Source organism: Emticicia aquatica, from assembly GCF_923079645.1.
Taxonomy (GTDB): Bacteria; Bacteroidota; Bacteroidia; order Cytophagales; family Spirosomataceae; genus Emticicia; species Emticicia aquatica.
The window spans coordinates 762,722-781,191 of sequence record NZ_CAKLPY010000001.1 but is presented as its reverse complement, the minus strand read 5'-3'; the positions used below and the strand labels follow the sequence as shown (position 1 = coordinate 781,191).

Here is an 18,470-nt window from a genome sequence, read left to right as displayed (position 1 = left end):
CAGCTTTCAAAATTCCCAACGATAACTCAAAATTGGAATCAAACCAAGCTGATATTGCCTGATAACTTTTCCTTGCAAAATATCATAATAACTGTACGAAACATTTTGGTAACTCGCAATATTTTGAATATCCAATGCGAGTGTTCTTGAATATTTGTCTTTCGATTTCTTTAAATATATACGAAAATCTGGTCTGAAATAATCGGGTTGTTTTACTGTGTAAGCATCTGCACTTTTGTAAATCAAACGCTTGTTTGCAATCGAAGCTTCTTCATTGATTGCTCGTTCGTAATAACCGCCAAGCCAAACCAATCTGAGGCTAGTTCCCAAAGTTCGGTTTTTGCTTCGCTCCCATTCTTTTCCGATTGTTAAATTAAAAATATATTTGCCATTGTATCTACTATTTCGCTTGATTCCATCCAACCCAGTATAAGTAGCATTGTACAAAGTAGCATTGGCTAGCGTATAGAAACCTTTCGTTAGAAACTGCTGATACGTAAATTCAATGCCATAATTATCTCCTTTTCCAAGATTTTGCAATGGTTCATTTGTGAAATCCTCAACTAAATTCAATGCCGAAAAAGTTGGATTAAAAAGTATCACAGGCACATTAAATATCTTTTGATAATACAATTCTGTTTTGAAATAAGAGCCTCGTTTCAATGCAAATTGATGGCTCAAAACATAATGATGTGATTTCGTAAAATCAAGCAAAGCATTTCTCAAAAAATTGCTATTAATATTATCTTGAGCGAAATAAAGTTGTGGCGGTTGTATTTGACTGTGTAAACCATAAGCAAAACTAATCGACTGATTTTTAGTAAGTTGATAGTTCAACGAAAGTCTTGGTTCAAAAGATTTTGTTTTATTAAAGGTATAATTTAAGTAATGTAAACCAACGTTAGTTGTCAATTTTGGAATCGGTGAAAACTGCCAGTTAAAATAAGGTTGAACAATCAAACCTTGTGCATGACCAACGGATTTCAAATCACTTGATGAAGCCAAAAACTCATCGTATTGATGGGTTACAAGCACGCCAATTTTCAAGCTATTTTGAGTATTGATTTTATAATTCAAATTGGTTGAAAATGAAATCTTATTTTTCAAAGACGAATCCGCTTGAGATAAATATCTCTGAAAATTAGTCTTACTCAAAATAAAAGCTTCTCTCTCATTTTTCAGTCCAGATGCTGCAACAACAGTTTTCCAAAGCAATTTTGCACCTAAATTCATGCGATGAGTTAGGCCAATTGCTCCCATTTTATTTTTATAATTTATGTCAAATCCATCTTTTTGCACCACCCATTGAGTTGTGTCACGCAAACCAGCAAATGTATTACTACTTAAACCTCCCATGCCAAAAAACGTAAAATTTCCTACTTTTTTGGTCGGAAAATTAAAATTGAAAGAAAGGTCTTGAAAAGTAATACTTTCTCCACCAAAAGTCACGCCCATCAAACCAAGAAGCCCTGTGAATGAATAACGATAATTGACCAAATAGCTCGCATTACTATTTTTAGAAAGTGGGCCTTCAGCGGCTACATCAATACCAATCAGCCCAACTTGAGCAGTAAATTCATGCTTTTTATTATTCCCATTTCGTAGCCTCATATCCATTACACCTGCAAGGGCATTACCATATTCCGATGGAAACGCCCCAGTCAAAAAGCTCATATTGCCTAATAATTGAGCAGAAAGAATATTTACTCCACCCGAATTTTGCGTAATTCTATCACTGAAAGTTCCTGCATTACTTAAATGGTTTGGATTCACAATTTCAACACCTTCCAAACGCCATTGAATACCATTAGGCGAGTTTCCTCGAACCACCATTCCGTTGGCTTGGTCATTTGAATTTGCTACTCCCGCATAAGCCGTAGCCAAACGAGCTGGGTCAAGATATGTGCCAGGAAAACGAAAAATCTGTTCGGTTGTAATGCTTTGAATACTTGTAACTGCCCCCGAAAGATTAGACGATTGAGCCTTCACAACTGCCTCTGCCAACTGGTTGATAGTTGGTTTTAATCTTATTTCTAAAATCATTTCTTTACCCGATTCGAGTAAAATTTCTGAAACCTTCTGTGTTTCATAACCAACCGAACTTACTTGTATTTGGTAGCGACCAATAGCCACTTGTCCGAATAAAAAATTGCCTTCTGCATCAGTTTGCACTCCTTTCTGAGTACTTAAAATAACTAATGAAACCCCTGCTAAAGGTTTTTCGTTAATATTGTCAATTACTTTCCCTCGAATCGTCTGAACGGCAGGAGTTATTTCATTTTTTGTCGATTGAGCAAACCCTCCACAATAAATTGAAATAAAAAAAATAATCCTGAATAAACTTTTAAACATGTGCTTAAATGTTAAGAAATAATACAATTATCAATATATTTAAACATTTATATACAACAAAAGTTTACATATAAATGAAGCATAATATGATACTTAGTAAATTTGAAGTGAAATTTTATCAACGATTAGAAAGCTTTTTCCAATCGAACGGCTTCAGTTTGCTAATGGACCAAAAACAATTCCGCAAATCTACGCAAAATGGTTTTCAGAATATAATATTTTCGGTAACGGAGACAGAAAAGGTTTTTTGGATTGAAGTAAACTTTGGCGTTAGGTATGAATTCGTCGAACAAATAGCTCAGCAATTTCTTAATAATGCTCGTGGCTATCGTCCATCAGCTAATACTTTAGTAATTAGTATTGGAAAATTTCAAGAGTTAAAATATTTCCGTTTTAAAGTTACTGACGAGCTTGATTTTGGCAGGATAGTAGAAGAAATAATTTTATTTTTCACAAAAAGAGGTTTTGATTTTCTTCAAAAAGCAGAAACAATACTATTTATTGAAGAAATTTTGAATGATTCGCCAACAATGCCTTGTCGTTATCTTTATAATCAAGTTCATCGATGTTTTAAAGGAGCTATTGCCGCAAAATTAACTGATAATCAGAACTTTACGACAATAGCTAACATTTATCGTCAATTCTTGCTCAAAAATGGGACTGACGAAGAATTAATCAATTATGAGCGACTCATCACTTTTTTGCACCATTACAATGCCAATTAAACTTCGTCAATCATCTAAGGTTCAATGACTTTATCTAAGTTATTCTTTCTCAACTTTACTACTTCCCGAAAGACTTGAATCAACTTTTGCATTGCCTCGAAAACGCACTTTGCTCGCTCCACTTGCTCTTACCTTTAGTTGTTTGCTCACATTTACGCGGCTATTGCTCGCACCCGAAAGATTTAACGATGCTTCGTCGGTTTCTGAACTAAAAGCATTCAAAGTAGAAGCACCAGAAAGTTCAGCATAAATTTTTTGAGATTTTCCTTCTAATTCGAGTGTTGATGCTCCCGAAAGGTCAATGTCATAATTTGTTGCATTCGTGTAAATAGTTCCTTTGGAAGCACCCGACAATTTGATTTTTAAGGCAGAAAGGTCATCAAAACCTTTAATATTTGCAGTTGCTGCCCCCGAAAAATCAACTTCTTTTAAATTTGGCATTTCGATATCAACATTCATACGATAGCGACGAATTCGCCAATTATTTCGGAAAGAAATCTCCAAAGTTCCATTACGCTCTTCAACCAATAAGTCGTCAATATCTCGGTTATCTCCCGCCGCACTTACCTTAAAAGTACTTCCTTTTAGCACCCTAACATGAAAAGCATTTCCCATATTAAGGCGATCAAAATCCTTTACCTCAAAGGTTTTTACTTCTTCATTTTGAGGCTCAATTGTTTGTTGCAAAATTCCACAAGAAATGGTTGCTAAAGCCATCATTGTAATCAATAAAGTGGCCAATAAATTTAGTTTTTTCATAATATTAAATGTTTGTGTTTGCCTAATGACAAACCAGAAAATGTTTCCCCTATTATTTTTAAAGTTTTTTTTTTGTTGCATGTAGGGGAATTTTTGTTGAGAACTGTCTTCAATAAAAGAAATTGAGAACTTCAAATTTCTAATAAACCTTTTGTCATTTTGACTCATAAAAAATTGAACTTAAAATATTAAGTTTGCACTATAACATTCATTTTTCAATCGGTGCAATTATCTGAACAAGATATAGTTAGTGCAATAAAGCAAGGCGATGAGCGTATTTTTGAATCTATTTTTCGAAAATATTACCAAAGTCTGTGCAACTATGCCAATTCGATTTTGAAAGAAATGGATGAATCAGAAGAAATTGTACAGCATCTTTTTCTGAGTATTTGGGAAAAACGTAGCGATTTAGAAATAAGTATTTCTTTGAAATCTTATCTTTATCGAGCTGTTCATAACCATTGTTTGAACCGAATTAAGCACCTAAAAATCAGAGAAGATTACCAACAATACGCAACTAATTTTTATGATAGTTCGTATGAATCTGTGAGTCAGACGGTAATAAAAAATGAATTAGAAATAAAAATTGAAGAGGCAATTAGAAAATTACCAGAGCAATGTCGCTTGATTTTCCGAATGAGTCGATTTGATGAATTAAAGTACCATGAAATTGCCGAACAATTAGGGCTTTCACCTAAAACTGTAGAAAATCAAATTGGAAAAGCTCTAAAATTATTGCGAGTTGAATTAGCTGAATATTTACCTTTGATTATTATTTGTGGCACGACATTTCATGTTGTGCAGTAAAAGAATGAACAGAAATCAACCAATAAACGATGACCTTTTAGGCAAATTTTTAGCTCAAGAAACTGATGCTCACGAATCTGCTTTGGTTGAAAATTGGTTGAAACAAAACGAAGCAAACCAAAAGGAACTCGACGATTACCGATTTATTTGGCAACAAGTTTCTTCACTAAAAGAAGAAAAAACGGTAAATGTTGATGCTGCCTGGAATAAAATAAAACCAAAAATAAATTCATCAAAAGAGGCCAAAACGGCAACTTTTATTCCGAAAAAATCTAAGTTTTTCACCCCAACAAGTATTGCTGCTGGCATCACGTTGTTGATTGGAATGGGCATATTGGCTATTTTGCTCAATCAAAAAAATGTAGAAACTATTTCCTTAAAAACCCAAAATAATACCTTAGAAAAAACACTTCCCGATGGCTCCGTTGTATTCTTAAATGCCAATACTTCATTGAATTATTCAACTGATTTTCAACAAGATACAAGAAATGTAAACCTCATTGGTGAAGCATTTTTCAAAGTTCAACATAACGACAAAAAACCTTTTATTATTCAAGCAAATGGTTCTGATATTAAAGTTCTAGGCACTTCATTTAATGTACGTGCTTATGATAAAAATGTAAAAGTAAGTGTAGAAACAGGAAAAGTACAATTTAAAAACAAGACACAACAAACCCTATTAATCAAAGGCGAGGAAGCTCAGTTTGAAGCCAAAATGGATACCATTCGAAAAATAACAATGGTTGATAAAAATGTATTTTCCTACAAAACCAAAATTTTTACGTTTGAGAATTCAAGTCTTGAACACGTTATCAATATCTTAGAAGAAAGCTATCATACTAAGATTATATTGAAAAATAACCACATCAAAAGTTGTCGTTTGACTACAACATTCAATAATGAAACGCTTCCAAATGCTCTCAATATTATTGCCGAAACCCTTAATTTAAAAGTTAGTGAAACTGCAGGAAAATATATTATTGACGGTGCAGGTTGCGAAGAATAAATAAGTTTTAAAACGTAGGGGAAAAACAAAAATGAAATGTCATAGCTTCAAAAATATTTAATTATTCAATATGAAAAAGCTATTAACATTCATCTTTTTATTTTGCTGGGCAAATCTGATTTTTGCCCAAAATAGACCGCCGCTCGAACGGATTATTTCTATCAAAATTTCAAACGAACGCTTAGATAATGCTTTAAAAAACATTGCAAATGCCGCAAGTTTTAGTTTTTCGTACAATCCTGACGAGATTGCTATCGAAAAAAAAGTTTCGATTAACGCTCAAAATCAATCTGTAAGAGAAATTTTGTCTGATATTTTCGGAAATACAACTCAATTTAAGCACCGAGGAAACTATGTAATTTTGAAGAAAATCAGCGAAGAACCGCAAAAAGATTTTTTCGTGATGGGCTACGTTTCAGACGGGGAAACGGGCTTAAAAATTGAAAAAGCAAGTATCTACGAACCAATTACGCTTGCTTCTGCCGTCTCCAATCAATATGGTTATTATCGTCTAAAAATTCCTCGTGAACTCAATAATATCAATTTACTTGTCAGAAAACAAAATTATCAAGATGAGAAAATATTAATTAGAAGCAAGCAAGATAAAAATCTCAATATCAAGCTATTAGCTATCAAACCAATATTACAAATTGATACAATTGCTCGATTAATTTCATTCAAAATAGACTCTCTTCCCAATAAAAAATTAGATAGCTTACCAATTTTTCAACCTTCAACTGCAAAAATAGAGATAATTGAACCCAAAGATTCAGTCATTTTTGAGCCTCAAAAATTTGATTATTTAGATTATTGGGCAACTACAAAAGAAAAAATACTCATTACGCAAAGACGCCTCACGGATTGGTTTATTACCACCAAACAAATTATACATTTAGACAATGTGAGAGACACTATTTATCGACCTGTACAGATTTCATTTATTCCTTTTGTCGGTACAAATCATTACCTCAGTGGCAATGTTATCAATACGCTTTCATTCAATATTTTAGGCGGCTACTCTTTGGGCATTCGTAGCTTAGAAATTGGAGGGTTTCTAAATGTTGTTCGTGGAAAAGTTTATGGCATTCAGGCCTCTGGTTTTGCAAATTTGGTTGGCCAAGATGTAAAAGGCATCCAAATGGCAGGTTTTGCGAGCTTGGTTGGACGTAACTTTTATGGTGTGCAAGCCTCAGGTTTCGGAAATCTTAACATTGGAAACACTGAAGGAGTTCAGGCAGCAGGGTTTGGAAATACCACTTTTAAAAGTTTTAGCGGTGTTCAAGCGGCTGGATTCGGGAACTTAGTTTTCCAAAATACACGAGCCAGCATTCAAGCTGCAGGATTCGCCAATGCTGTAATCGGTAACGGAAGCGGAATCCAAGCAGCAGGGTTTGGAAATTTTGTAAGAAAAGATTTCAAAGGAATTCAAGCGTCGGGAACAGTCAATTTTGTAGGCGGAACTTTTAGTGGATTACAAATTGCGACATTCAATTACGCTCAAAAAGCAAAAAGTGGTTATCAAATTGGTGTACTAAATTTTGCTATGGAAAATGTCAATAGTATTCCGATTGGTTTATTAAGTTTCGTCGGAAAAGGTGGTTATAAAAGGTTAGAATTAAGTTCTGATGAAGTGAATTGGTTTAATTTGACATTCAAAACTGGTGTAAAACGCTTCTATAATATCTTAACAGCAGGCTATAATTTTGGTTTTTCAGATAAACCAAATTTTTCTCTTGGTTATGGAATTGGCACTGCATGGCAGCTAAATCGTACATTTTGGTTAAATTTAGACGCCGTTTCGTCGCATATTCAGCAAAATTCTACTTTTTGGCATCTCAATCAGCATACAAAAGCCAATTTTAATTTAGAAATTCATGCTACACCACATTTTGCTTTTTTTGTGGGACCAACCCTTAATTTTTTGGCTAGCAACGAAACTGATTTAGATTTGGGTAAACTAAATAATTGGAAGATTTCAGAAAAACAGGGCTATTATTTCGGTGAAAGAGCCACACTAACTTCTTGGATTGGATTACAAGGTGGGATTAGAATTTATTAATGATAAAACAACAAAACCCGTAATAAATAAATATTAAAACTACGGGTTTTGTTTACAATTACTCAGAACCGATAACCTAAATTAAAACCTAACCCACGAAGGTTATAATAATTTAACTGTCGTACATTATCAATTCTAACACCTTGATTATCAACCACTAATCCCAAATAATTTTCATTAATTTTGAATGTCTCAATAATTTTATTTCTCAATCTGGTACGAAAATCATCATCAAAACCTTCAAGATTTTGATTTGATTCCCCATGAACTTTGGCAGTGCCAAAATGACCACCAATAATGTACCAATCTAAAGTAAAACGATTACCCAATCTAAATTGTCGTCCAAGCATTAAACCTCCAGAATACGATTGTAATTTTGTATTAACTGGCAATTCAAGCCTCACAGGAAGACCTTTATAATCAATATCAATAAAAACGGGCACATCGCCATGAAAACTATTATACTTACCAAAAATTGACAAATATGTGCCAATGGGAGCTCCTTTTTTTCCGAAATAAAAACGTAGTTCAGGTGTAACATGAAACAACCCAATTTTAGATTCTGTCTTTTTTACGTTATCAAAACTTATATAATCTATTCTATTATCAGCAAAATCAACATATTTTTCTAATTTTTGGGCGTAAGGAATTAATTTCTTAAGTCGATACCCAGCTCCAATTGCCAACGAAAAATGGTTACCTAAAACCTTTTCATATTGAATGGTGGCAGCTCCTAAAGCCGCCGCAGATAAATTAAGTTTTATGGATTCTGTTTTTGCTTCTTGTGCAAAAGTTTGCATTGGAATAACGACAAAGAAAAGAAGCTTCAATTTTTTTTTCACAATAACTCAGATTTGGTAAAAGGCAGTTAAAATAATTTTATAAAAAAATTATGCCTAAAGTGTATGATTTTTACTTTCGTAAGGATATAACGAACTCAAACTGTTTTTCTGATATTTTTTTCAAATTCTTCTAAATGTATATCCGTGAAATCTAAGTGTGTAACAAATCGAACTAAATGTTTGCCAAAAACCACGCAACCAATATTTTGTTCTTTCATTTTTGCCACAAAATCACTTGCAAGAATGGTTTCTGGTAATTGAAAAATAGCAATATTTGTATCAATCGGATAGATATTTTCAACAAAAGGTAAGCCTTCTAATATTTTCCCTATTTGTTTGGCTCGTGCGTGGTCTTCTTTTAATCGTTCAATATTATTATCCAAAGCGTAAATTCCTGCTGCTGCCAAAAATCCCGCTTGACGCCAACCTCCACCCATTACTTTTCTGAAACGTCGAGCTTTTTTGATAAAATCTTTTTTGCCCAAAAGCAATGAACCAACAGGGCAACCCAAACCTTTCGATAAGCAAATCGAAATAGAATCAAATAATTGTCCATGCACCAAAGGCGAATCATTCGTTTCGACCAAGGCATTAAACAGTCTTGCCCCATCGAGATGTAGCGGGAGTTTTTTTTCATCGCAAACACTTCTAATCTCTTGAATATCAGACAATTGATAAAAACAACCGCCTCCTTTATTCATGGTATTTTCGAGCGAAATCAAACTCGTAGTTGGTTGGTGAATATCTTCGGGATTATTGATTGCATCACGCACTTGCTGTGCATTCAAACGGCCTCTATCTCCATCCAAAAGTTTTAATGAAGAAAAAGAATTTAAAGCCACGCCTCCCCCTTCGTACAAATATATATGTGAATATTTATCGCAAATAACCTCGCTTCCAGGCCAAGTATGCACTCTAATTGCCAATTGATTTGTCATCGTGCCAGATGGACAAAACAAGGCAGCTTCCTTTCCAAACAAATTGGCGGCCTTCTCTTCGAGGGCAAGTACTGTTGGGTCATCACCAAAAACATCATCACCAACTTCTGCCAAAAACATGGCTTCTTTCATTGCCATTGAAGGCTTCGTAACTGTGTCGCTTCTTAAATCAATAAACATATCTTGAATAAATGGATTTTTCTTTGCAAAAGTCTAACTTTTTACGAAATTTTACGTTAAAAAGAACAGAAACTTTATATTAAATATTAAAAAACAATGGCAATATTCAACCTTACTGTAAACGGAAAGAAAACAAAAGTCGATGTTGAGCCCGATATGCCCCTCCTTTGGGTTGTACGTGACTTTGTGGGTTTAAAAGGCACAAAATTTGGCTGTGGAATGGCCATGTGTGGAGCTTGCACGGTTCATGTGAACGGTGAAGCCTCTCGCTCTTGTCAAATTCCAGTATCATCGCTTGCTAAAAATGCAAAAATAACAACTATTGAAGGTATTGGAGAAACACAATTACACGCAGTTCAACAAGCTTGGATTGAAGAACAAGTTCCTCAATGTGGTTATTGTCAATCGGGGCAAATTATGTCTGCGGCGGCATTGCTAAAAACTAATCCAAAACCCAATGACGCTGATATTGACGCAGCAATGAGCGGTAATCTTTGTCGTTGTGGTACTTACGACCGTATTCGCAAGGGCATTCATCGTGCAGCCGATAGTTTACAAAATACCAATACTGGAAGCGGTAAATAATCAAAATTTCAACTCGAAACTATGGAAAACATCAATACATCTCGCCGTTCATTTATCAAAACTACTTCCCTAACAGGCGTTGGTTTAATAATTGGCGTAAGCTCTTTTGCAAGAGAAAAACATCCTAAAAACATTTCGCATACCAATCCAAACAAAGCGACGGTTTTAGACCTTGAAATCAATCCTTTCATTATCATAAGTACTGACGGAAGTATTGCCCTAATAAACCCTCGCCCTGACATGGGTCAAGGTTCAACGCAAGCAGCTCCTTCACTAATTGCCGAAGAATTAGAGGTAAGTTTGGATAAGGTAAGATTAATTCAGTCGGACGGACAATCAAAATACGGTAGCCAACAATCGGGTGGCAGTAGTACCGTAAGAGGTTTGTGGACTTCTCTCCGCAAAGCTGGTGCAGCAGCCAAAGAAATGCTCATCGAAACAGCTGCTAAACGTTGGAATGCTTCAATAGCTGATTGTTATGCTAATGATGGAAAAATTTATTTAAAAAACTCGGATAAATCATTCACTTATGGTGAATTGGTTGATGAAGCTTCAAAATTAGTTGTTCCGAAAAACCCTAAACTCAAAGACCCGAAAGATTTCAAAATTCTTGGAAAATATAATAAACGCCTCGATGTTCCTGAACGAGTAACTGGAAAAGCCGTTTATGGCATTGACATCGATATTCCAAATATGGTTTATGCGTGTATTCAACATTCGCCAGCCATTCACGGAAAAATAGTTTCGATTGATGATAGCGAAACACTCAAAGTTAAAGGCGTTTTACAAGTAATGAAATGCGAAAGACAAATGCCTCATCGCAAATCTGATGCAGTTGCGATTATTGCCACAAATTGGTGGGCAGCATTGAAAGGAAGAAAAGCCTTAAAAGTAACTTGGGACAATGGCGATTTGGCCAAAACGATGTCAACCGATAACTATTTTGCCGCAACCTATGAAGCAGCAAAAAAAGAAGGTATCAGATACGAAGAAAAAGGCGATTTTAACGCAAAATTTGCTAACGCCAAGCAAAAATTAGAAGCAAATTACGAAACTCCATTTTTGGCTCATGCTCCAATTGAACCAGAATGTGCAGTTGTTCATGTAAAAGACGACGGAACGGCTGAGGTTTGGGCCCACGTACAAGGTCCAGATGGTGGTTTGGGCGATGTTTCGGCAGCTTTAGGAATCAGTAAAGATAAAATTAAATTCAATGTTCCGCTTTTGGGTGGCTCGTTCGGCAGAAAAGCCTACCACGATTATCTAAATGAAACATGTTTCTTGGCAAAAGCACTAAAAAAACCAGTAAAAATGATTTGGACTCGTGAAGATGATATCACGCAAGGGCCTTACAGACCTGGAATGTTGAGCCACATGCAAGGTTTTGTTGATGGTGGCAAAATTACAGGCTATCATCATCACGCTATTGGTGAATCAATTGTTGGTCAAGTATTTAATGGTTTAGCTCCTGATGAATCTGACCCGTGGTTGTCAGGAGAAATCAGTACAGAAAATAGTAAATATGAATTTCCTGTATCTAAAATAAGTTGGACAAATGTAAAAACTGATATTCCAATTGTTTGGTGGCGTTCGGTTTATGCGTCAAATATGGGTTGGGGACAAGAGTGTTTTATCGACGAATTGGCTCAATTAGCTGGAAAAGACCCTTTGGAAGCTCGATTAGATTTAATCACAGATGCTCGTTACCGAAAAGTATTGGAAACAATCGCTGAAAAAGCCAATTGGAAAGAGAAACTTAGTGCTGGGCAAGGCAAAGGTTTAGCAGTTTTTGCATCATTTGGGAGTATTTCTGCATGTTGTATTACAGTTTCTAAAAACGGTGATGGCATTAAAATCGACAAGGTTGTTTCGGTACTTGACTGCGGTTATTATGTAAATCCTGACCACGTAAAAGCTCAAACCGAAGGAAATATCGTGATGGGAATTACAGCAGCAATAAAAGGAGGAATTACATTTACGAATGGTGTTTGCGACCAATCGAATTTTCATCAATACAATGTTATGCGATTAAATGAAGCTCCAAAAATGGAAATTCATATCATTGATAGCGGTGAAAACCCTGGAGGTGTTGGTGAGCCAGGTTTACCCCCAGTTGCACCTGCTCTTGGAAATGCTATTTTTGCAGCAACTGGTAAACGTTTGCGAAAATTACCTTTTGATATTACTAATTTAGCATAAAAATTAGATAAACGCCAATTATTTTAAAAGCGTCTAAAGATAAGCTTAACCTTATTTTTAGACGCTTTTATTTTAAGTACTCGCTATTTTATTATCAAACGGTTCATTTTGTTAAAACCAAAAAATGTCATTTTCGACAGAAAAGTTCTGAAATGCTACCGTTTGTCGAGAATTCAAAATCTGAATAGTGTTTTTTCTGCTACTTTGAATAAAAAAAGTAAAACACAAAAAAAATGAAAAATTCACTATTGACCTTTTTATTTGTTTTTTCACAAATAAGCACTATTTATTCTCAAAATAGCATTCAGTCTTTAGATAATTCAATCGTATCTGTTCAATCGAACAATGGTATCGAAAAACCTTTGAAAAACATCTCGGCCATTGATTCGACTCAAAAAGAAAGTGTTTCAGAGCTTAATTCAGATATTTTACCTGAATTCAAATTAAGCCATGAGCTATATTATTTTCAATTTAAAAAATCGTATGAAGTTTCTTTAAATCTTAAAAAAGGAGCTTTCATCAAACGCAAAATAAGAGTACGTCGTAGATTTAGATTCGATTCAGAACGTCTCAATTTGGCTGAACATAAATTTCGCACTTTTACGTGCTAATCCCAATAATCCATAGTTAAAGAATTTTAGTAATCCTGAAGGTATATTGTTAAAACTCGTTTGGTGATTCAATAGAATTATTCCAAACGAGTCTTTTTTTGTTAGAAAATCACTTCCCTTTTCGCTCAATTTCTCGAAGATTTTCCATCTTTTTATTACGCAAGAATCCAGTAATATCCTCAAAGTGTTCTTTTACACGTTTATTACCAAACTCAAAAACTTTCGTTGCTAATCCTTCCAAGAAATCACGGTCGTGAGAAATCAGAATAATTGTTCCTTCAAACGCACGCAGTGCATCTTTCAAAATATCTTTCGTTTTTAAATCCAAATGGTTAGTTGGCTCATCGAGAATCAATAAATTTACTGGCTCAAGTAACAATTTCACCATAGCTAAACGAGTTTTTTCTCCGCCTGATAAAACCTTCACTTTTTTATTGATTTGCTCGCCTCTAAACATAAATGCCCCCAAAATATCTTTAATTTTGGTACGTACATCTCCAACCGCAATATTGTCAATGGTTTGAAAAACAGTCAAATCTTCATCTAATAACGAGGCTTGATTTTGGGCAAAATAGCCAATCATCGAATTATGTCCCAATTTCAAATCTCCTTCAAACTCAATTTCCGACATAATTGCCTTAACTAAAGTCGATTTTCCTTCTCCATTTCGACCAACGAAAGCTACTTTTTGCCCACGCTCAATTGTTATCGAAACATCCTTAAAAATCAAATGGTCTCCGTAGCTTTTACTAACATTTTCAATAATTACTGGATAATTTCCCGAACGTGGAGCAGGTGGAAATTTCAAACTTAATGCAGAAGAATCTACTTCATCAACTTCAACTATATCCAATTTCTCCAACATTTTTACCCTTGATTGCACCTGCAAAGTTTTTGAGTAAGTTCCTTTAAAACGGTCAATAAATTCTTGCGTGTCGGCAATCATTTTTTGTTGGTCATTGTATTGTTTTTGCTGCTGCTCTTGTCGTTCTTTTCTGAGTTGTTGGTATTGCGTATAATTTACTTTGTAGTCATAAATTCGTCCCATTGTTAGTTCGATGGTTCGATTCGTAATTGTATCAACGAAAGCCCTATCATGTGAAATCACGATAACAGCTTTTGCATTATTCATCAAAAAGTCTTCCAACCACTGAATCGACTCAATATCTAAGTGGTTGGTTGGTTCATCGAGCAGAATCAAATCTGGATTCTGAAGCAAAATTTTACACAATTCGATTCGCATTCGCCAACCTCCACTAAATTCGCTAGTCGAACGAGTAAAATCAGCTCTCGTAAAACCCATTCCTAAAAGCGTTTTTTCTACTTCAGCATCATAATTTACTTCTTCAACCGAATAATATTTTTCGCTCAATTCGGAAACTCTTTCAATGATATTCATGTATGCATCCGATTCGTAGTCAGTTCGAGTTTCGAGTTGGTGATTAAGTTCATCCATCTCTTTTTTCATATCCAAAACCACCGAAAAAGCTTTCGATGCTTCTTCAAAAACCGTGCTATCGTCTTGCGTAAGTAAATGCTGAGGCAGATAAGCAATTACGGCATCGTTTGGGGCAGAAATTTTTCCACGAGTGGGTTTGTCTGCTCCAGCAATAATTTTAAGCAAAGTAGATTTTCCTGCTCCGTTTTTGCCCATCAAGGCTATTTTATCTTTTTCGTTGATATTGAAAGTAATATCACTAAACAGCGTTCCACCATTGAACTCTACTGCTACATTATCGACTGAAATCATGCTCTTTTTTAAAAATTGAGGTGCAAAGATATGACATGATTCAGATGATTTTCAAGAATTATACGATTAATTAATAAGGAATAGCGTTCATTACTCATTAAATGTTCATTAATTCACGCCCATACATTTCAATCACATCTGTCATTTCATCAACCGATTCGCCCGTGTATAAGTATCGGGTTAATTGCAACAAATAAGTATTATAATGCTCAACTGGACTTTCTTCAAAAATAGATTTGTACACTTTAGAACAAACTATCAAATGAAATTGATTGTCACGAACATCAAAAACCACCATTGGAATGAGCGTTTCCGATTCTTTGAATTCAAAACAAAAAATACAGGCAGGAAAATCAAAAAGGCCTAAACCATTGAGGTTACTTATCATGTCTGCATCAAAAAAATCGTAGTATTTGAATTGATTTTTGACATTTCTTTTATCTAAACTTTTGGCTAATTCTCTCAATTTCAAGCACATCACATCAAATGGAGCTTTGGTTGAGTCATATTCTTCAAACGGACGCCATTCGTCAGTAACCAAATCGAGGTATTCAAGTGTTGGTTTTGCTAAATCTAATTTATAATCAAATAAGCGATATCCTGGAGCAAAATAACCTGGATAAAAAAACTTACAGCCACTTTTTTTGCAGAAATCCATTTTTAAATACATCAAATATTTTCCTAAGCTATATTTTTTGTATTCGGGGTCGTAAAAACAAGAAATTCCAGCCGCACTATCTTTTCCTAAATCAAAAAAACCAACTGCTATTAGTCTATTTTGGTCGTAAATATTTATTTCAAAAGTATTGAAAAGTTGTAGTGAAGCTCGTTCTTCTTTTTGTCCATAAAGCAAATTATAAACTGTTGGTGCAGGCTCAAAAGTCATTTTTTCTCGGTATTTGCTAAACAACATTTCATGCTCAACACTTGGTTTTGCAGGTTGAATAATTACCTTGAATTTGGCATTTTGCTTGCTTATTTTTTTTTGAAAATTACTTTCTTGAAGGTTTAATAAGCCAATTCTCAGCCAAATTGAACTATAAATTATATCTTGAAATCTGAGAAAATTAGTTGTAAAAATTGATTGCCCCATTCTAAACCATCCATTGGCAAGGCAAATATCAAGTTCTTGTGCAGTTAATGACTCTGGGTAATGTAATTCTACAAACATTCGTATTGGACAATGGTGAAAACATTGGCAAATTGGGGAAAAGAAGTACTAAAAACAAATGGTGAACTTTTTTACTCGAAAAAAACTTTTTTTATCACATAAACACAAAATAATATGGGTAAAAAAGTTGAGCATATTCAGCCAGAAATAAAGGATTTTATTGAAAAACAAAAAATCTTTTTTGTAGCAACTGCCATGAGTTCGGGCAATGTAAACGTTTCACCAAAAGGCATGGATTCCTTCCGAATTATTAATCCAAATCGGGTAATGTGGCTGAATGTAACGGGTAGCGGTAATGAAACTGCCACTCATTTACTGGAAAATAACCGAATAACCATTATGTTTTGTGCTTTTGAAGGTAAACCTCTCATTTTGAGACTCTACGGTAAAGCAAAAACCTATCATCCTCGCAATGCTGAATGGAATCAATATATCAGTATTTTTCCTGATATGGTTGGAGCAAGGCAAATCTTCGATGTTGATGTTGAAATTGTACAAACTTCTTGCGGAATGGCCGTACCTTTTATGGATTATCGCCATGAAAGAGATGAGCTGAAAAATTGGGCCGAAAAGCAAGGTGAAGCTGGTATCAATGATTATTGGCAAAAGAAAAATACGGTTAGTTTTGACGGTCATCCTACTGGACTTTTTGAATAAGTTTTAACAAAATACAAAATATTTTGGTTAGAGTTTATATTTTTCTAAATTTGTAGAGTGATTAGTCAATCTACAATGAATAAAGAGCAAAAAATACTCGAAACTGCCCTCAAGCTTTTTGTTGAATTTGGGTTTCATGGAACACCAACCAGCAAAATTGCGAAAGAAGCAGGTGTGGCCAATGGAACACTTTTCCATTATTTTGCCACCAAAGAAACTTTAATAAAGGAACTTTATGTGAGCATAAAAAATGAATTGAATCAACTTTTAATGGCTAAACTTGATGTGAATGATGAGATAAAAATTGCTGCAAAAAAGCTTTATTCCAACACAATACTTTGGGCATTGGCTAATAAAGACAAGTTTCATTACATTCAGCAAGTACAATTTTCGCCTCACTTGGCTCAGATTCCTTCGGATGTTTCGCTTGAACAAACCAAAATGCACACAGAATTTATTGAGCTTGGAAAAGCCAAAGGAGCAATTAAATTAATGCCAACCGATTTTATTTTCACGTTGGTCAATAGTCAAATTACAGGTATTTATCAATACATTTTAACCCAACCACCTACACAACAACACGAAATTATAGAACAAGGCTTTGAAATGATTTGGGATTTAATCGCATTAAAAAAATGAAAATAAAAGCAATTATTACAGGTGCAACAGGCATGGTTGGAGAAGGTGTTTTACACGAAGCACTCAGCCATTCGGAAGTAGAATCGGTTTTGGTTATTGGTAGAAAACCTTGCGGGGTAAGTCATCCAAAATTAACAGAAATTATTCATGCTGATTTCTACGACATTTCACCAATTCTCGGTCAAATTTCGGGATATAATGCTTGTTATTTTTGTTTGGGTGTTTCGTCAGTTGGAATGAAAGAAGCCGAATATTTTAAATTGACACATACGCTTACGCTCAATTTTGCAGAAAAATTGAGTAGTGTTAATCCTGAAATGATATTTTGTTATATTTCTGGCTCGTCAACCGACAGTACCGAAAAAGGAAAAACTATGTGGGCAAGAGTGAAAGGAAAAACCGAAAACGATTTGATAAAATTACCGTTCAAGGCCGTTTTTAATTTCCGTCCAGCATTTATGTTACCCACAAAAGGTCTTAAAAATACACTCGTTTACTACAAATATATTTCTTGGATGTACCCACTTGGGCATCGTATTTTCCCTAATTATTTCAGTACTTTAAGAGAGTTAGGTTTAGCCATGATTAACACCTCAATCAAAGGTTATTCAAAATCAATTCTTGAAGTAAAAGACATCTTGGTGATGAGTAAATAGGCAAACTAACTTCATAATTAATTCAAACTAACAATTATAAAACGGATGAAAATTGACTTTAAAATAAATGGTAAGCCAACGAGTATCGACGTTGACCCAAATATGCCACTGCTTTGGGTGGTTAGGGATGAACTCAAACTTACGGCAACTAAGTTTGGCTGTGGGCAAGCCATGTGCGGAGCTTGTACGCTCCACGTTGACGGTGAAGCACTTCGCTCTTGCTCAATCCCAGCCGAATTTGTGGCTGGTAAAGAAATCACAACTCTTGAAGGTTTATCAAAAAGCAAAGAAACCACCGATGGAGATTTGCAACTTCATCCAATTCAACAAGCTTGGATGGAGGAACAAGTGCCACAATGTGGGTATTGTCAATCTGGGTTTATGATGGCGGCAGCGAAGCTGATTAAAGATAATCCAAATCCGAGTGATGACGATATCAAAAATGGTATCACCAATATTTGTCGATGCGGAACGCATCCACGCATCATTAAAGCCATCAAAAGAGCTGCTGAACTTCAAAATCAAAAACCTTAA

The 18,470-nt window shown here is 34.8% G+C and carries 17 protein-coding genes; 11 read left to right on the top strand and 6 right to left on the bottom strand.

What is annotated here, in order from left to right; all coding sequences use genetic code 11:
- Positions 1-6: 6 nt before the first annotated feature.
- Positions 7-2,352, bottom strand: a complete 2,346-nt coding sequence (locus tag MJQ71_RS03380) for a TonB-dependent receptor (protein ID WP_238804437.1) — start codon at positions 2,350-2,352, stop codon at positions 7-9.
- Positions 2,353-2,426: 74 nt separating this feature from the next.
- Between MJQ71_RS03380 and MJQ71_RS03375 the strand changes: the two genes are divergently transcribed.
- The gene (locus MJQ71_RS03375) at positions 2,427-3,077 is read left to right on the top strand and encodes a hypothetical protein (RefSeq protein WP_238804436.1); all 651 of its coding nucleotides are present in this window, start codon (positions 2,427-2,429) and stop codon (positions 3,075-3,077) included.
- 39 nt (positions 3,078-3,116) lie between these two features.
- On the opposite strand, the gene MJQ71_RS03370 is transcribed toward MJQ71_RS03375, so the two are convergent.
- On the bottom strand, positions 3,117-3,836 hold the full coding sequence (locus MJQ71_RS03370) for a head GIN domain-containing protein (RefSeq protein WP_238804435.1): 720 nt from the start codon (positions 3,834-3,836) through the stop codon (positions 3,117-3,119).
- A 222-nt stretch (positions 3,837-4,058) separates the two neighbouring features.
- On the opposite strand from MJQ71_RS03370, the gene MJQ71_RS03365 reads away from it, so the two are divergent.
- The 3 genes from MJQ71_RS03365 (at position 4,059) to MJQ71_RS03355 (ending at position 7,708) form a co-directional block, all read left to right on the top strand.
- Complete coding sequence (locus MJQ71_RS03365; RefSeq protein ID WP_238804434.1) at positions 4,059-4,643, top strand: RNA polymerase sigma-70 factor; 585 nt, start codon at positions 4,059-4,061, stop codon at positions 4,641-4,643.
- Positions 4,644-4,647: 4 nt separating this feature from the next.
- Positions 4,648-5,649 carry a FecR family protein gene (locus tag MJQ71_RS03360; protein ID WP_238804433.1) on the top strand — a complete coding sequence of 334 codons (1,002 nt, stop codon included), beginning with the start codon at positions 4,648-4,650 and terminating at the stop codon, positions 5,647-5,649.
- 70 nt (positions 5,650-5,719) lie between these two features.
- Positions 5,720-7,708, top strand: coding sequence for a hypothetical protein (locus MJQ71_RS03355; protein WP_238804431.1), 1,989 nt, complete (start codon positions 5,720-5,722; stop codon positions 7,706-7,708).
- A 62-nt stretch (positions 7,709-7,770) separates the two neighbouring features.
- Here MJQ71_RS03355 and MJQ71_RS03350 read toward each other — a convergent pair whose 3' ends face one another.
- Together MJQ71_RS03350 and MJQ71_RS03345 are read right to left on the bottom strand one after the other, a co-directional pair.
- Entirely contained in the window at positions 7,771-8,550 is a 780-nt protein-coding gene (locus MJQ71_RS03350; RefSeq protein ID WP_290370154.1) for a DUF3575 domain-containing protein, read from the bottom strand.
- Between the two features lie 95 nt (positions 8,551-8,645).
- A complete protein-coding gene (locus MJQ71_RS03345) occupies positions 8,646-9,668 on the bottom strand; it encodes a threonine aldolase family protein (protein WP_238804427.1) in 1,023 nt (340 codons plus the stop codon).
- Positions 9,669-9,764: 96 nt separating this feature from the next.
- Between MJQ71_RS03345 and MJQ71_RS03340 the strand changes: the two genes are divergently transcribed.
- The 3 genes from MJQ71_RS03340 to MJQ71_RS03330 all read left to right on the top strand — a co-directional run bounded on the left by MJQ71_RS03340 (position 9,765) and on the right by MJQ71_RS03330 (position 13,063).
- Positions 9,765-10,253 (top strand): (2Fe-2S)-binding protein, encoded by a 489-nt coding sequence (locus MJQ71_RS03340; protein ID WP_238804425.1) that lies wholly within the window; start codon positions 9,765-9,767, stop codon positions 10,251-10,253.
- Between the two features lie 21 nt (positions 10,254-10,274).
- On the top strand, positions 10,275-12,452 hold the full coding sequence (locus MJQ71_RS03335; protein ID WP_238804423.1) for a xanthine dehydrogenase family protein molybdopterin-binding subunit: 2,178 nt from the start codon (positions 10,275-10,277) through the stop codon (positions 12,450-12,452).
- A 233-nt stretch (positions 12,453-12,685) separates the two neighbouring features.
- Positions 12,686-13,063 (top strand): hypothetical protein, encoded by a 378-nt coding sequence (locus MJQ71_RS03330; RefSeq protein ID WP_238804422.1) that lies wholly within the window; start codon positions 12,686-12,688, stop codon positions 13,061-13,063.
- Between the two features lie 109 nt (positions 13,064-13,172).
- Here MJQ71_RS03330 and MJQ71_RS03325 read toward each other — a convergent pair whose 3' ends face one another.
- Together MJQ71_RS03325 and MJQ71_RS03320 are read right to left on the bottom strand one after the other, a co-directional pair.
- Positions 13,173-14,813 carry an ABC-F family ATP-binding cassette domain-containing protein gene (locus MJQ71_RS03325; RefSeq protein WP_238804421.1) on the bottom strand — a complete coding sequence of 547 codons (1,641 nt, stop codon included), beginning with the start codon at positions 14,811-14,813 and terminating at the stop codon, positions 13,173-13,175.
- Positions 14,814-14,910: 97 nt separating this feature from the next.
- Positions 14,911-15,984, bottom strand: a complete 1,074-nt coding sequence (locus MJQ71_RS03320) for a GNAT family N-acetyltransferase (RefSeq protein WP_238804420.1) — start codon at positions 15,982-15,984, stop codon at positions 14,911-14,913.
- A gap of 114 nt (positions 15,985-16,098) precedes the next feature.
- Here MJQ71_RS03320 and MJQ71_RS03315 point away from each other — a divergent pair, with 114 nt between their 5' ends.
- The 4 genes from MJQ71_RS03315 to MJQ71_RS03300 all read left to right on the top strand — a co-directional run bounded on the left by MJQ71_RS03315 (position 16,099) and on the right by MJQ71_RS03300 (position 18,470).
- Positions 16,099-16,641, top strand: coding sequence for a pyridoxamine 5'-phosphate oxidase family protein (locus tag MJQ71_RS03315; RefSeq protein WP_238804419.1), 543 nt, complete (start codon positions 16,099-16,101; stop codon positions 16,639-16,641).
- 75 nt (positions 16,642-16,716) lie between these two features.
- The gene (locus tag MJQ71_RS03310) at positions 16,717-17,280 is read left to right on the top strand and encodes a TetR/AcrR family transcriptional regulator (RefSeq protein WP_238804418.1); all 564 of its coding nucleotides are present in this window, start codon (positions 16,717-16,719) and stop codon (positions 17,278-17,280) included.
- Positions 17,277-17,936 (top strand): NAD-dependent epimerase/dehydratase family protein, encoded by a 660-nt coding sequence (locus MJQ71_RS03305; protein ID WP_238804417.1) that lies wholly within the window; start codon positions 17,277-17,279, stop codon positions 17,934-17,936. The genes MJQ71_RS03310 and MJQ71_RS03305 overlap by 4 nt, the downstream gene beginning before the upstream one ends.
- Positions 17,937-17,981: 45 nt before the next feature.
- Positions 17,982-18,470 carry a (2Fe-2S)-binding protein gene (locus MJQ71_RS03300; RefSeq protein WP_238804416.1) on the top strand — a complete coding sequence of 163 codons (489 nt, stop codon included), beginning with the start codon at positions 17,982-17,984 and terminating at the stop codon, positions 18,468-18,470.